Below are 13,536 nucleotides of genomic sequence, written 5' to 3'. Positions count from 1 at the left end.
GGTGTTAAGTGCGCGCGGGTGAGACGATGAAGTCGATGTCAGCTACCAACTTTCCTTCCGACCGGTCCGGCCGGCCCGATGACGCCGCGCCCGACGGCGTGCCCCCTGAGCCGGCGGCACCGGACCTTGCGGAGCCTGCAGCGGCAGGCGTCAGCGAGACCCGGTCCAGCGCCATCATGGCTGCCGGGACGCTCGTGTCACGTTTCCTGGGCTTCGCCAAGACCTGGATGCTCGGCACCGCCCTGGGCCTGGGTTCAACGGTCAATGACACGTTCATCAATGCCAACAACCTGCCCAACCTGATCTTCCTCCTGGTGGCCGGCGGCGTGTTCAATGCCGTGCTGGTCCCGCAGATCATCAAGGCCAGCAAGGCTCCGGACAGGGGAGCGGACTACATCAGCCGGCTGCTGACGCTGGCTGTCCTGCTCCTCTTCGGCCTGACAGCGCTGGTTACGCTGGCGGCGCCGGGGGTCATCGAACTGACCACGCAGGGGTATTCGCCACAGCAGAAGGCCCTCGCTGTCACCTTTGCGTTCTGGTGCCTGCCGCAGATCTTCTTCTACGGCCTCTACGCCCTGCTCACCCAGGTCCTGAACGCCAACGGCGCGTTCGGCCCAGCCATGTGGGCGCCCATCCTGAACAACGTGGTGGCCATCGCCGGCCTGGGGATGTTCATCTGGATCTTCGGCACCAACGACGTCAATACCCACACCCTGGACAACTGGGGTTCCACCCAGACGCTGTTGGTGGCCGGGTTCTCCACCATTGGCGTGCTGTCGCAGACGGCCATCCTGCTGGTGCCGGTCTTCCGGTTGAAGCTCGGACTCCGCCCCAGGTTCGGCTGGCGCGGCGTGGGACTTGGCCACGCCGCAAAGCTGAGCGTGTGGACGCTGCTTACCGCCGCCGTCGGGCAGCTGGCCTTCCTGTATGTCATGCGCATCGCCACCATTCCCGGCGCGGAACGCATCCGGCTGCAGGAAGCGGGGGACCCGGCCGCGTCCACCCTGCCCGGCAACGCCGTCCTTGAAGTGGCCAGCCAGCTGTACCTGCTGCCGCACTCGATCATCGCGCTGTCCCTGGCCACTGTGCTGTTCAACCGCATGACCCGCGCCTCCCAGGAGGGCAACCGGGCCGAACTGCGGGATGCGCTCTCGCATGGGCTGCGGACCATGGCCGTCGCCACCGTCTTCGGTGCGCTGGCGCTGTTTGCGCTGGCCGGGCCGCTGGGCATGTTCTTCTCTGGAGGCTTGCGCCAGGACGGCGTCATGCTGGCCCAGACGCTGACCATCCTCGCCCTCAGCACCCCGTTCATGAGCGCCAACTTCATGATGTCCCGCGTCTTCTACGCCAACGAGGACGCCCGCACCCCGTTCTACGTGCAGCTGCTCCTGGCAGTGGTTTATGTGGCCGGTGCGTTCGCCATCCAGTTCCTGCCGGTGGGCCAGATCATCTATGCCATCGCCATCCTCTACATGGTGGGCAACATCCTCTCCGTGGTCATCAGCGCATTCTTCCTGCGCCGCATGCTGCGGCACCTCGATGGGGCGCGGATCGCCAACTCTTACATCCGCATGGGGTACGCGGCCCTGGGCTCGGCCATTGCCGGCGCAGGTGCCCTGTGGCTCATGGGCAGCTACAACCCGGACGGCTTCGCGTGGAGCGGCCGCCTCCAGGCACTCGTGACGCTCGCCGTCGTCGGACCGGTCATGCTGGCCGTGTACTTCCTGCTCCTCCGGGTGTTCCGTGTCTCTGAACTCAGCGACATGCTGCGGCCCCTGCTGGGACGGATCGGCCGGGGCGGCCCAGCCGCTGCTCCGGAAGCCGGGGACGCGCCGTCGCCCTCTCCTTCCGAGGGATCCTCCACTGACCGCGGGAACCACCCAGAGCGTGCCACCACCTCCGTGGACACCGGCCTCATTCCCCGGATTTCCGGCGAGTTCGACGCCGTCTCCTTCCGTGCGGGCCCGGACCCCCAGCGTGGGGCCCGCCGCCCGGAATCGTACGACGCCGGCGCGCGGCAGGGTGCCGAAGGCGCCTACCTGCCGGGTGAGGACCAGCCCAGCACGGCCCGTGGAGGACTGCTCAGCGAACAGATTCCGCTTCCCGGCCGCCGTACCTACCAGGGGAAGGCCGGCGAGAACCCGTTTTTCAGCAGCCGGCGCAAGCGTAAAAAGTAAATCCCGTGCGCTGCGGCGCCCGTCTTCTCCGCAGCCGCCGGGAGCGGATCGGCTAGGATCGAACAGGTACAGGGGTAGTTGCATTCAGGGCAGGCCGTGCGACGCGGGCACCTGAAGGGCGGTTGCGTCATCGAGGCCGGCAATCCCGGACAGTCTAGGAGGAACACGTGTCCAACCCGATCGATGTCGGATCAGTACTGGGCGGCCGCTACAAGGTCACCGCCACAGTGTTGGCCTCGCACGACCACGATCTGGTGCTGGATGGTGTGGACCAGGTCCTCAACCGCCCGGTCAGCATCCTGGTTGCCGGACCGGAGAACACCGAGCAGGTTGCGCAGAGCGCCCGCGAAGTGGCCACCGGCGAACGTCCCGGAACGGTGCAGGTCCTGGACCTTGGCGTGACCGAGGACGCCACCTACCTCATTACCAACCACACGTCGGCCGCCGACCTCCTGGACCTGGTGGTGGCCCCCAATCCTCCCTACGTGGAGCCGTTCTTCACGGACACCCTGGGCAGCGAAATCTTCGGACAGGCGCGGTCGCACGAGCCCGAACCATACGACGAGGAAGACCACGTCGAGGCGGGCTACATCAGCTACGCCGACTCTCACCCCAACCAGGTTGATCCCTACCGCTCTGCCCCGGACCGGCCTGCTCCTGCCCGGTCGGCTCCTGCCGTCCCGCCCAGGCCTCCGGTCCGGCCCGCCGCCCAGCAGCCGGCTTCCACCGGCCGCACTGGCGCCGGTGCGGGAGCTGCCGCGGCAGCTGCTGGTGCCGCTGTATCTGGTGCCGCGGCTGCTGGTGCCGCGGCCCCCGCGTCGAAGACGGGGACTGGCTCCTCTCGGACTGATCCCAATGCCACCGCCGCGCAGCCTGTTGCGCACAATGCTGCAACCTCGTCGGAGCGTTCAGCCTCCGCAGAGGCGGATACGGGCCCGAACGATACCGCTGCCGTGGCCCACACTGCGGCAGCTGCCCAGCCTTCCGCCGGGGACCGCAAGCCCAAGGTGTCCCTCTGGTCCAATGACGACTACGCCCAGGCGGGGGATCAGGACCCCTACGAGGACACAGACGATGCTCCGGAGGAATCCCGCCCGGTCAGGAGCAAGTCGGCGCTCTTCGCCCGCGCTGCGGCGCCCGCTGCCGCCGGTGTGTCGTTTGCTGACCGGGACGACTACAACGATGACCGTGATGAGTCTGAAAACCAGCCCCGGTCGATGCGCTGGCTCGTTGGGGGCTTGCTGGCTGTAGTGCTCATCGCAGGCCTGATCTTCGCCGTGACCAACCTGGGAAGCCTCTTCACGTCGGAGCCGCAGGCCAAGCCGACGGCTGCTCCTGTTACCAGTGGCGCCCCGCAGAATTCTGCACCGGCAACGCAGGCAGCCCCGTCCGCGCCGCCGGTGGTCCCGCCGGCCATCGAAAGTGTCACCCGCCAGGGGAACTTTGATTTCGCCGCGACCTTCGACGGAGACCTGGTCAAGGCATATGACGGCAACGCCGCCAGCTACTGGTCGGACATGGAGTTCGCCACTGAGAACTGGGGTGGCCTGGCTCCCCAGGGCGTCCCGCTGGTTGTGAAGTTGAAGGGCACTGCCACCATCTCTTCCATCACGCTCTCCCAGCTCGGGGGATCGGGCGGCAACATCACCGTTTACACCAACGACAAGCCTTCCATGGACGGCGCCAAGGCAGTCGGGACGAACAGCTTCACGTCCACTGACCTGAACATGCCCCTCCCGGAACCCGTCCAGGCCCAGTACGTCATCGTATCGATCAATGCACTGCCCAAACTTGCGGCGCCCAAGACCCGGTACGGCTACGGTCTCCGGCTCGCCGAAATCAAGGTCCAGTAGCGCTTAGTCGCAATAGTGCACCCCTGCTGCTGGAATCCATTCCCCAGCAGCAGGGAATGTAGTCTACAAAGAGCGCCCTGCGACGGCTGGACCTCTGTCTCCTGCGATGGCCCACGGTGTCCGGGCGCTGGAATATTCAGCACCCGGACACAGTTGTGCCATGTGGCCGGCCTCCACCGGGAGGCGAGTCGAACAAGGAAGAGGTTCACGGTCCAGTGACCATCGAAGAGAAGACGGCGTCGGACGTTCGCGACGTCATTATTGTGGGCTCAGGTCCGGCGGGCTACACGGCCGCCGTCTACACAGCCAGGGCAAACCTCAAGCCTTTGCTGCTGGCTGGTTCGGTAACCGCCGGCGGCGAACTGATGAACACCACGGACGTGGAGAATTATCCCGGGTTCCCGGAAGGCATCATGGGCCCGGACCTGATGGAAAACTTCGAGAAGCAGGCGGCACGGTTCGGGACGGAGATCCAGTTCGAGGATGTAACTGCCCTTGAGCTCGACGGCCCCGTCAAGACGGTCACCATCGCTACGGGGGAGACCTTCAAGGCAAAGGCTGTCATCCTCTCCACCGGCTCTGCGTACCGGGAACTGGGCCTGCCCAATGAGAAGCGGCTCTCGGGCCACGGTGTGAGCTGGTGCGCAACCTGTGACGGTTTCTTCTTCAAGGATCAGGACATCGCTGTCATCGGCGGCGGCGACTCCGCCATGGAAGAGGCGCTGTTCCTCACCAAGTTCGCGAAATCAGTAACGGTTGTCCACCGCCGTGACTCGCTGAAGGCATCGAAAATCATGGCCGACCGCGCACTCGCCCACGAAAAGATCAACTTCGTCTGGAACAGCACCGTCGATGACGTCCTGGGAACCGAGAAGGTGACCGGTCTTCGGCTGAAGAACCTCCTGGACGGCTCCCTGTCCGATCTTCCCGTCACCGGTGTATTTGTCGCCATCGGCAATGACCCCCGCACTGACCTCGTCAAGGGCGTTCTGGATCTGACCCCGGAGGGAACCATTGCCGTGGACGGGAGGAGCTCCCGCACCAGTCTCCCGGGTGTCTTCGCTGCCGGTGACGTCGTGGATCCCACCTACCGCCAGGCGATTACCGCCTCGGGTTCGGGATGTGTTGCGGCCATCGATGTTGAGCACTACCTGGCAGACCTGCCCGCATAATCTGCGCCACTGTTATTCGAAGAGAAAGATAAGGTTATGAGCAACGCAAAAGATGTGACTGACGCAAGTTTCGGCACCGATGTCCTGTCCGCCGATAGGCCGGTAATTGTTGATTTCTGGGCCGAATGGTGCGGTCCCTGCCGCAAGCTCGGACCAATTCTGGATGAAATTGCAGTGGAATACGGCGAAAAGGTTAACGTCGTCAAGGTCAACGTCGACGACAACCCCGCCATTGCTGCCCAGTACGGAATCACTTCCATTCCGGCCGTCTACCTATTCCAGGGCGGCGAAGTGAAGAACACCGTTATCGGTGCCAAGCCGAAGCAGTTCTTCGAGAAGGAATTCTCTGACGTTCTGTCCTAGTATCGGGGGACCCTGCGGGTTTAGCCGGGGTCTAACGGAAAGTGGCCATCGCCTTCGGGTGGTGGCCACTTTTTTGCCTGTGCTCCGGAGATCTGGAGCTCTGGAGCTCTGGAGCCCTGGAGTCATGGTGGTAGACATGAGACGTGTGTGCAGGTGTGCGGATGGTCCGAAGCCTGCGCCTGGGTGCCCGTTGCCGGTACGTTTCACGTGAAACACGACCGGCCCGGAACGCGTCTCTGCCAACCGTGCCGATTCACTACCATCGAGCCACCTGGCCTATGCCGGGCAGTGTTGTTCATAAGCAGCAGGTCATATGTCAGCTACCGATATTTTTTGATTGAGCAACACATTCTGGCAGTGGCAGCAGCATGCCAGGCGAATCGACGACGGGAATAAATCGACGACGGGAAGATTCATAAGGTACCTTTGCGAGGCGTTGAGGCCCCGAGGTCTGGGGAGCCCGCAGCGTAGAGCACTCAGCACCGTCAAAGGCCGCCGAAACGTCTTTACCGATGAGCCTGGGACAACGTTTAGACCCCTGTTTCACGTGAAACATGCACACAGTGCCCACATCTAGCCTCTAGATCGGGGCGGGCAAACCTCTACGCTCCTGAGTACGTCACCATTCAGCGGAAGCAGCCTACGGGAAGGCTCCACCTGGGGGCGGATCGGCCGGAACAGAGTTGCCCTACATTCGACAGGTGTGCGCCTGGTCGTCCGGATGCAAATATCCATTGTCCAGCGTGCTTCGTGCGCCATTGCAGAAAGCAGGTACCCGCATCGGAGACGCATATATCAGAGTCGAAGGTATAGGGACCTGGATGCTGGCCTTCTGCGTCGGCTACAGGACGAGCGCCGAGCAGGGAACCCGCAGCCGCCTACATCCATGTTGGATGTGGCTGGACAGCACGTGCACAGGCGGGCGAACCTGGTAGCTTGGGCGCGCGTGTTTTGGGGTTGCGTACAAAAGATGCTGCAGCACACCATCGCGACGATAGGTCACCATAGTTTGAGGATCACCGTGCGTATAGCGGGTACCAAAAGCGTCTACCGGGTACAAGACGCTTAGCCGCACGGATCCGTAGAGGTTGGCTCGGCGCGGGTCATGAATGCGGGCGACTCAGTAACGCGCGCGCCAGCCAGGGCCACGCTTGGGGGTTGGGGTGGCCACCATGGAAGCGTGCGTGAACGATCTGAAAGCCCACGTGCCCCTCGGTGGACCCCTGATGTCCACTCACAGATTCAGAAGCAACGCAATCACGCGTTTGGCAACTCCGACGGAATCTCACGGCCCTCCAGCTACTCCTGTGCCGTTTCACGTGAAACAATCCATGGCGACAGCCGGCATGTTTCACGTGAAACGGCGGCCTCTGAACACTGGGCGCAGAGGTCTGCGCCAGGTCGAATACGGCCTCCGCAGCGACTTCGTCTTTGCGCTGAAGAAAGAGCAGGACGACGCCGACACCCGGCAACGGGAAGCGATCGGTATCGAAGCCGAGTGGCGGAACAATCGGGATCCGTGCTAACACGGGATCGGACACCATCCAGCCGGAAGCCCGCCCTGGATGCGGCTGCCCATCATGGCAACCGGCGTGGTAAAGATGGAGCGCCCGCAGCCTCTGGAGGCAAGCGCCCACGAAGTGCGTGTCATATTCAAATAGGACCGCCATCACAGCGGGTCCTGGGGGCCCGGAACGTCGGCTCCTCCCGCTTGAGTGTCCGCCACTGGAATCTGCTGTCCTATGCAAGGTTGTAGGGGGGGCTGGGTGAGGACCTGCCGCCTGCCCTGAACATGCATCAAGCAAGCAAATACGCTGCCGCTCGAAGCACTCAGCTCAGACCGTTATGCCTCTCAGGGCCACGCTAAGGCCAAGCAAACTTACGGACTGGCCGCGAAAGACAGGGCTGAATACTGCAGCTGTCCGCTGACTCCGTCACTGGCACCATACCCATAAGCGGCAAGGGACTGTGATTTTATCCACACTGTTATCCACAACATAGCGCCTCAGTAATCCACACACTTATCCACAGGCTCCCGGCGCTTTCGAGTCTGCGTCCACTGGAGCTAGTGCGGGGCCCGTGGCCGGCATGACCCATACTGAGGTCTTGGAGTATAAGCCCACCGACGTGACACGCTATCCATGGGGCCCCTAGCCCCGCACCCAAGGGCGTTCCGTAACCAATTTGAATAGTCTATGCATCGTCGGCCCGCAAGTAAGGTCAGCCCCAGCTGTTTCACGTGAAACATCCGGGAACACACTGCGGCGTCATTGGTTCCACGGCCTTAGTCGTGCGGTCGTGACCAACCCTTTGCGGCACTCCCAGGGGTTAGTCCCGGTGCAATGCTGGCGCGTGATATCCCCAACGTTATCCACAGGGATATCCACCGTGCACTTGCCCTTCCCGTTAGGGCAGGAACGGATTCTGCTGCCCTGGCCCGGGCGGCCAGGAATGCGGGAGTGCTGCCTGGAAGACTTCCGCCCGCTGGTGACTCCAGTCGAAGACAGGTTCCTCCCAGGCGACGGGCAGGAACTCGTACCCCGAAAGGGGGACTGCACGTCGGCAGAGGCCGCCCGCCTACCCGCGCGTGGCTGGACTGCTGCAGGCTCACCACCGACAACCAGCTATACCGCATCCCTGGGACTGCAGGACGCCACGGGGGAGGACCAACGCGTGACAGGAAATGGAACCGTGCGACTGGACCGGTAACACGCCTAGCGGCTCTCCCCGGATGTCAGGCACGGAGGCTCAGCAGTGCGCAGCCGGTCACTCAGGGAGCTCGACATTCCCCTCGGTAGCGGGCTACATTCCTGAGCGCAGTGCCGAAGTGCCAACGGCACCGATGACGTGCACCAGTTGGTGGGACTAATGTCGCAGACTACACAACAACACCATGGAGAGCGCGGTAAAAAAGACAGGGCCCAAAGTATGCGGCTTCCTACCTGCCGGCGGTCCGCATACCGGGGAGTGCAACGTGACCGGAACAGAGAAAGCTCAAAGGTGAGTCGAACCCTCAGCGCTTCAGCGCGGTAACGCAGCAAGGCAGCAGGCAGTAGCGCAGCAAGGCGAATAGCCCTACGTCGCCGCGGCTAGGAGCCCAGACAGTCACCGGGGCCACGGAGTGTAGAGGCATGGCTATTGTCGCTCCCGGCCGATACTACGTGCCTCGGGCCTGAGACTAGCCGACAAGCAAGTCTCCATGACTCGGAGGACTGCAGGCGTGCTGACGCCGCTTGACGCCTGATGGGTCTTTGTAGGCGGGGGAGTACGCAGCACAGCCCCACTATGCCCTGGTCGCTGCTAGTAAGTCGCCACTCCTAGCGGAGGGGCTGCTCCGCTTGTTTCACGTGAAACGCTCGCAAGCCCTCGAATCGGGGTACTCGGTATAGATGCACGAGCATAACGACCCGATGGAGATGCATCCGATCGTCTACTTCAGTCGTGGACATCTGAGTTGGGTCCTCGTCGGTGCATGGCAGATGAGGTTTGCCGAGCCTCTTGAGGCCACCCCACGCCCGGCCGCCAGTATCGGGCGGCATCCGCCCACGGTTTAACGCAATGCAGTGCAAGGTTTCGCGTGAAACGTCCACGCTCACCACGGGTCACCGTATGTTTCACGTGAAACCGGCACACGCTCCGGCGAGCATAAGCTCTTCCCTCAAACGTCCCCGTCTCTTTGCCGAGCGAAAGTCCCCCAAATCCGCGTCGTCTTCTCGAAGAATCGGCAAAGGATGGGTACCAGCGGATACGCAGAGTAGACCATCCGAACACTACGAAAGCGGATTACGGCGCAGCGCACGCTGCCTCGCCGGGGGCCAACAGCGCCACGACGAGGCGGCAGGTAGTGGCAGAAAAATACTGCATTCTGACGCCACTGAATGCGGCGCACTCCTTTGATCTGGTGGCCGCATCAGCGCGCGGCTCATGGGCCGCCAGGGCGCTCATCCCGCGCACTCCCGTTTACAGTACGGATTAACAGGGGATGACATGTACAGCGCACCAGGAGACGGCCTTTAGAGCCGACAGTAGGGGCTAACTCACGGCATGAGGGACCCACAGACCATGTCCTGCCCGCGGTCGAGCGTGTACTTGCGAGATCCCGGCCTGTGCCTACACCCGCTCAAGTGGGCGCCGAACGTCGCCGCTTCTCCTAGGCGACTGCAATGTCCGTTGTACAACGCACTTTGCCCCTACCACAGGGCGGCAAAAAGGCCCACAGTGTCGCTCTTTATACAACAAACGCTTCGTATTTGGGGGTGCGGGCACCAGTACGGCTGAGACCAGTACGGCTGGGTCAGAGGACTCGGTAGTTCTGGCCTACCAGGGGTTTCACGTGAAACGTCGACGCGGGGCGTTGACGCGGTGAAACGCAATCCCCGCCGGGATCCTGCACGCGTGACGGAACCGCAGAAGCGCGGGTCGGAGCCTTCATGAACCGCTTCCTGTCCGCGTAAATCCCGGCGAAAAACTCCTCGACCAGGAGTCCTTCAAACATTCATTTCCACACGGTTCCGACGGGGGCGGGCGCGGGCTGCTCCACGCCTCTCGGTCATCCGAACCCGGTATGGTGACGACGGTGCCTGACGCAATCCACCCCCCCTGCGCGGACAAGGAGCATCGAAACCACAAGACGCCGGTAAGGGGTTGCAGGTATAAGCATCTACACCTAACAGCAGGCCGCTGGGCGGGCTGGATGAGCTCCTGCGCCACCTAAGACATAGAAAAGGCCCGATTCACAAAGAATCGGGCCTTTCTCAGGGATTAGTTACTGGAACCTGGAGCCAGGACGTCCATGATCCGGTTCAAGTCCTCAACGCTGGCAAACTCGATACTGACCTTGCCTTTCCTGACGCCCAGCGAGATCTTGACGTTGGTGTCAAGACGGTCGGAGAGCGAGGATGCAAGATAGTCCAGCCGCTCGTGCCTGGCACCGGGGCGTGGAATGTTGTTTTTGGCCGGCTTGGCAGGATCCTGGTAGAGGGTCACTGCTTCCTCTGTTGCCCTAACGGACATTCCTTCCGCCACGATCTTCTGGGCCAGCCGTTCCATGGCTGCTGCATCCGGAAGCGACAAAAGGGCTCTGGCATGGCCTGCGGACAGCACACCGGCGGCCACGCGGCGCTGCACCAGAGGGGGCAGCTTGAGGAGGCGCAGTGTATTGGACACCTGGGGCCGCGAACGGCCGATACGGTCCGCCAGCTGCTCGTGGGTGGTGCCGAAGTCCTCCAGGAGCTGCTGGTAAGCCGCCGCCTCTTCCAGGGGGTTCAGCTGGCTACGGTGAAGGTTCTCGAGCAGGGCATCCCGCAAGAGGTCGTCATCCGTGGTGTCACGGATGATCGCGGGAATGGTTTCCAGCCCTGCTGCCTGCACAGCACGCCACCGGCGCTCACCCATGACGAGCTCATAGGGCTCGCTACCGTCTTCGGTTGAAGTACGGACAACAATTGGCTGCAGGACGCCGATTTCCCGCACGGAATGAACAAGCTCAGCCATGTCGTCTTCATCAAAGACGCTTCGGGGCTGTTTCCGGTTGGGATGGATATCGGCAACGGAGATTTCCGCGAAACGGGCGCCCGGAACCTCCACGAGTTCGACACCGGAGTCCGCATGACCGGTTACCTCGGCGGCAGCAGGATCAACGTTGCTCTCTGCCATGGCAGCAGATGCTTCCACTGAGGGGTCAGCTTCAGCTGCTGCCTTCACCTCAGGGTTGGGTGCGGGCGCCTTTTTGGCGGGAGCCCTTTTCGTTGGAGCGGTAGCTGCAGCTGATGCTGCCTCCTTCTTGCCGTCTTCACTGACCTTGGCCCCAGTGGACTTGGCAGCCGCCGGCCTGGCTGAGGACCGGTTGCCCGAACCCGCGGAATCCTTTGCCTGGGTCTTGGCAGCGGCGGGCGCGGCAGGCGTCGCAGGTTGCTCCAACGGTTCAGTCTTCTTCCGGCCCTCGGGGAAGAAGAGATCCACGGGCCGGGACACCGCCCCACCGTTACCGGAGGACCCATTGGCTGCGGCGGAACTAGGAATCAGCGCGCCAAGACCGCGGCCTAGGCCCCGTCGCTTCTCGCTCATGGGTAAATCCCTCCAGTGGTAGACCCAGGACCAGCCTGGCTCCGTGCGTTGCGGTATTGAAGATTCTAGCGTTCGGCTATTTCAGCAGCGGCTTCCAAGTAGGACAGTGCACCACTTGAGGAAGGGTCGTACGTCATGACGGTCTGCTGGTAGCTGGGGGCCTCGGAGATCCGCACAGACCGCGGCACGACGGCCGAAAGCACCTGCTCGGGGAAGTGCTGGCGCACCTCGGCGGCTACCTGTGCAGCGAGGTTTGTGCGGCCGTCGTACATGGTCAGCAGGATGGTGGAGACAACAAGATCTGCATTGAGGTGCTTCTGGATCATCTCAATGTTCTTGAGGAGCTGGCTGAGGCCTTCCAACGCGTAGTACTCGCACTGGATGGGGATCAGTACCTCGTTGGCCGCACAAAAAGCGTTGACGGTCAGCAGGCCCAGGCTCGGCGGGCAGTCGATGAAGACGTAGTCCAGGCGCTCTTCGCCGTTCTTCTCGCGCACCTTCGCGTAGACGTCGATGGCCCGCCGCAAACGCTGTTCGCGGGCCACGAGCGACACCAGTTCAATTTCCGCGCCGGCAAGGTGGATGGTGGCCGGCGCACAGATGAGCTTCCCGATGTCCGGGCACGGGGCAACAACATCAGCCAGCGGGACGTCATTGATCAGTACGTCGTAGATGCTGTCCACGTCTGCGTGGTGTTCGATCCCCAAGGCAGTGGAAGCATTGCCCTGCGGATCGATATCGATGACCAGGACGTTGAGTCCGGCAGCAGCCAGCGCGGCGGCGATGTTCACGGTGGTGGTGGTTTTGCCCACACCGCCCTTTTGGTTGGACACCGTGAAGATCCGGGTCTTCTCAGGGCGCGGGAGCTTTCGTCCCATCAGGCGCTCACGGCGCTTCGTCTCGTGGGCAAGCTCGCGGGCGATGGGACTCGAGTCGTCAATGGCGTCAATGACGTTGGAACGACCGCCGGAGGTTGTTTCACGTGAAACCGCGCTACCGGACGAGGGAGAGGCAACCGTCTTAGGGTGATTACCGCCCCGGCCCGGAGCCATGGCGGTGCCCGCCAGTCCCGACCCAGCGACAGAACGTGCCGACCCCAAGGACACAAACGGCGGGATCCGTTGTGCGGAGGCTTCACTACTGGTCACTGGGGCACACTCACTCTCGTTCAGCCAATTTTGCTGCCGTTGTCTAGCCTAACTGCTCGCACCTGCTGACAGCCGTCAGCGGGCCCGCGTTAGGACTTCTTTTGGGACTTGTTCACCACGATGCGGACCACCGTGGTGGGCTCTTCCAGCAGGTTGTCACCCACCGTCAACACCGAGGTCTCCACACCACCCAGCTTGCGGATGGTCTTTGCCGCCTTCTCGATCTCTTCGCCGGCGCTGCGGCCCTTGATCGCCACCACTTCACCGTGCCCTCCCAACAGGGGGATGGTAAGGCCGGCAAGGTTGGTCAATGCCGATACGGCGCGGGCGGTCACAACGTCGGCCTCCACGTGTCCCACGGCCAGCTCGGCCCGGGTACGCATCACCGTGACATTGTCCAGGCCGAGGTCATCAACCACTTCCTGGAGCCAGATCACCCGGCGCTCCAGCGGTTCGATGAGGGTCAGTTCAAGGTCGGGACGCGCGATGGCGAGGCAAAGGCCAGGCAGCCCTGCGCCGCTTCCGACGTCGGCCACATGGCTCCCGTGGGCGATCTCGCTTTCAATGACCGCGCAATTGAGCACGTGGCGGCTCCACAGCCTGGGAACCTCGCGCGGGCCGATCAGGCCCCGTTCCGTCCCGGACGTAGCGAGGTGCTCAACGTACCGCTTGGCCAGCTCGAGGCGGTCGCCGAAGATCTTCTCAGCAGCGCGAAGCTCTGCTGCCGTGATGTCAACCATAACTATTGGGTCAGCAT

At 62.9% G+C, this 13,536-nt stretch carries 8 protein-coding genes; 5 read left to right on the top strand and 3 right to left on the bottom strand.

The annotated features are described in order from the left end of the window. The first annotated feature begins 35 nt into the window (after window positions 1–35). The 5 genes from murJ to AB0280_RS11460 all read left to right on the top strand — a co-directional run bounded on the left by murJ (window position 36) and on the right by AB0280_RS11460 (window position 7,091). On the top strand, window positions 36–2,177 hold the full coding sequence (murJ, locus tag AB0280_RS11480; RefSeq protein WP_307490740.1) for a murein biosynthesis integral membrane protein MurJ: 2,142 nt from the start codon (window positions 36–38) through the stop codon (window positions 2,175–2,177). Window positions 2,178–2,344: 167 nt separating this feature from the next. Then, window positions 2,345–4,030, top strand: a complete 1,686-nt coding sequence (locus tag AB0280_RS11475; protein WP_366367283.1) for a discoidin domain-containing protein — start codon at window positions 2,345–2,347, stop codon at window positions 4,028–4,030. Window positions 4,031–4,245: 215 nt separating this feature from the next. Continuing rightward, window positions 4,246–5,202, top strand: coding sequence for a thioredoxin-disulfide reductase (trxB, locus tag AB0280_RS11470; RefSeq protein WP_275181734.1), 957 nt, complete (start codon window positions 4,246–4,248; stop codon window positions 5,200–5,202). A gap of 36 nt (window positions 5,203–5,238) precedes the next feature. Further along, complete coding sequence (trxA, locus tag AB0280_RS11465) at window positions 5,239–5,565, top strand: thioredoxin (RefSeq protein WP_307490734.1); 327 nt, start codon at window positions 5,239–5,241, stop codon at window positions 5,563–5,565. 1,184 nt (window positions 5,566–6,749) lie between these two features. Continuing rightward, complete coding sequence (locus AB0280_RS11460; protein ID WP_307490732.1) at window positions 6,750–7,091, top strand: hypothetical protein; 342 nt, start codon at window positions 6,750–6,752, stop codon at window positions 7,089–7,091. Window positions 7,092–10,326: 3,235 nt separating this feature from the next. On the opposite strand, the gene AB0280_RS11455 is transcribed toward AB0280_RS11460, so the two are convergent. The 3 genes from AB0280_RS11455 to rsmG form a co-directional block, all read right to left on the bottom strand. After that, window positions 10,327–11,631 carry a ParB/RepB/Spo0J family partition protein gene (locus tag AB0280_RS11455; protein ID WP_307493222.1) on the bottom strand — a complete coding sequence of 435 codons (1,305 nt, stop codon included), beginning with the start codon at window positions 11,629–11,631 and terminating at the stop codon, window positions 10,327–10,329. A 65-nt stretch (window positions 11,632–11,696) separates the two neighbouring features. Continuing rightward, window positions 11,697–12,779 carry a ParA family protein gene (locus AB0280_RS11450; RefSeq protein ID WP_307493224.1) on the bottom strand — a complete coding sequence of 361 codons (1,083 nt, stop codon included), beginning with the start codon at window positions 12,777–12,779 and terminating at the stop codon, window positions 11,697–11,699. Between the two features lie 89 nt (window positions 12,780–12,868). Further along, a complete protein-coding gene (gene rsmG, locus AB0280_RS11445) occupies window positions 12,869–13,519 on the bottom strand; it encodes a 16S rRNA (guanine(527)-N(7))-methyltransferase RsmG (RefSeq protein ID WP_307493225.1) in 651 nt (216 codons plus the stop codon). Between the last annotated feature and the right edge of the window lie 17 nt (window positions 13,520–13,536).

Origin of the sequence: Pseudarthrobacter sp. 902506025 (genome assembly GCF_040702325.1) — a bacterium.
GTDB lineage: Bacteria > Actinomycetota > Actinomycetes > Actinomycetales > Micrococcaceae > Arthrobacter.
The sequence above is the reverse complement of the archived record's forward strand: the minus strand, read 5'-3'. Positions and strand labels throughout refer to the sequence as shown.

Excerpts from the sequence above, each read along its gene's own strand:
- rsmG (WP_307493225.1), bottom strand. The coding sequence starts at position 13,519 with ATGGTTGACATCACGGCAGCAGAGCTTCGCGCTGCTGAGAAGATCTTC.
- AB0280_RS11455 (WP_307493222.1), bottom strand. The coding sequence starts at position 11,631 with ATGAGCGAGAAGCGACGGGGCCTAGGCCGCGGTCTTGGCGCGCTGATT.
- murJ (WP_307490740.1), top strand. The coding sequence starts at position 36 with ATGTCAGCTACCAACTTTCCTTCCGACCGGTCCGGCCGGCCCGATGAC.
- trxA (WP_307490734.1), top strand. The coding sequence starts at position 5,239 with ATGAGCAACGCAAAAGATGTGACTGACGCAAGTTTCGGCACCGATGTC.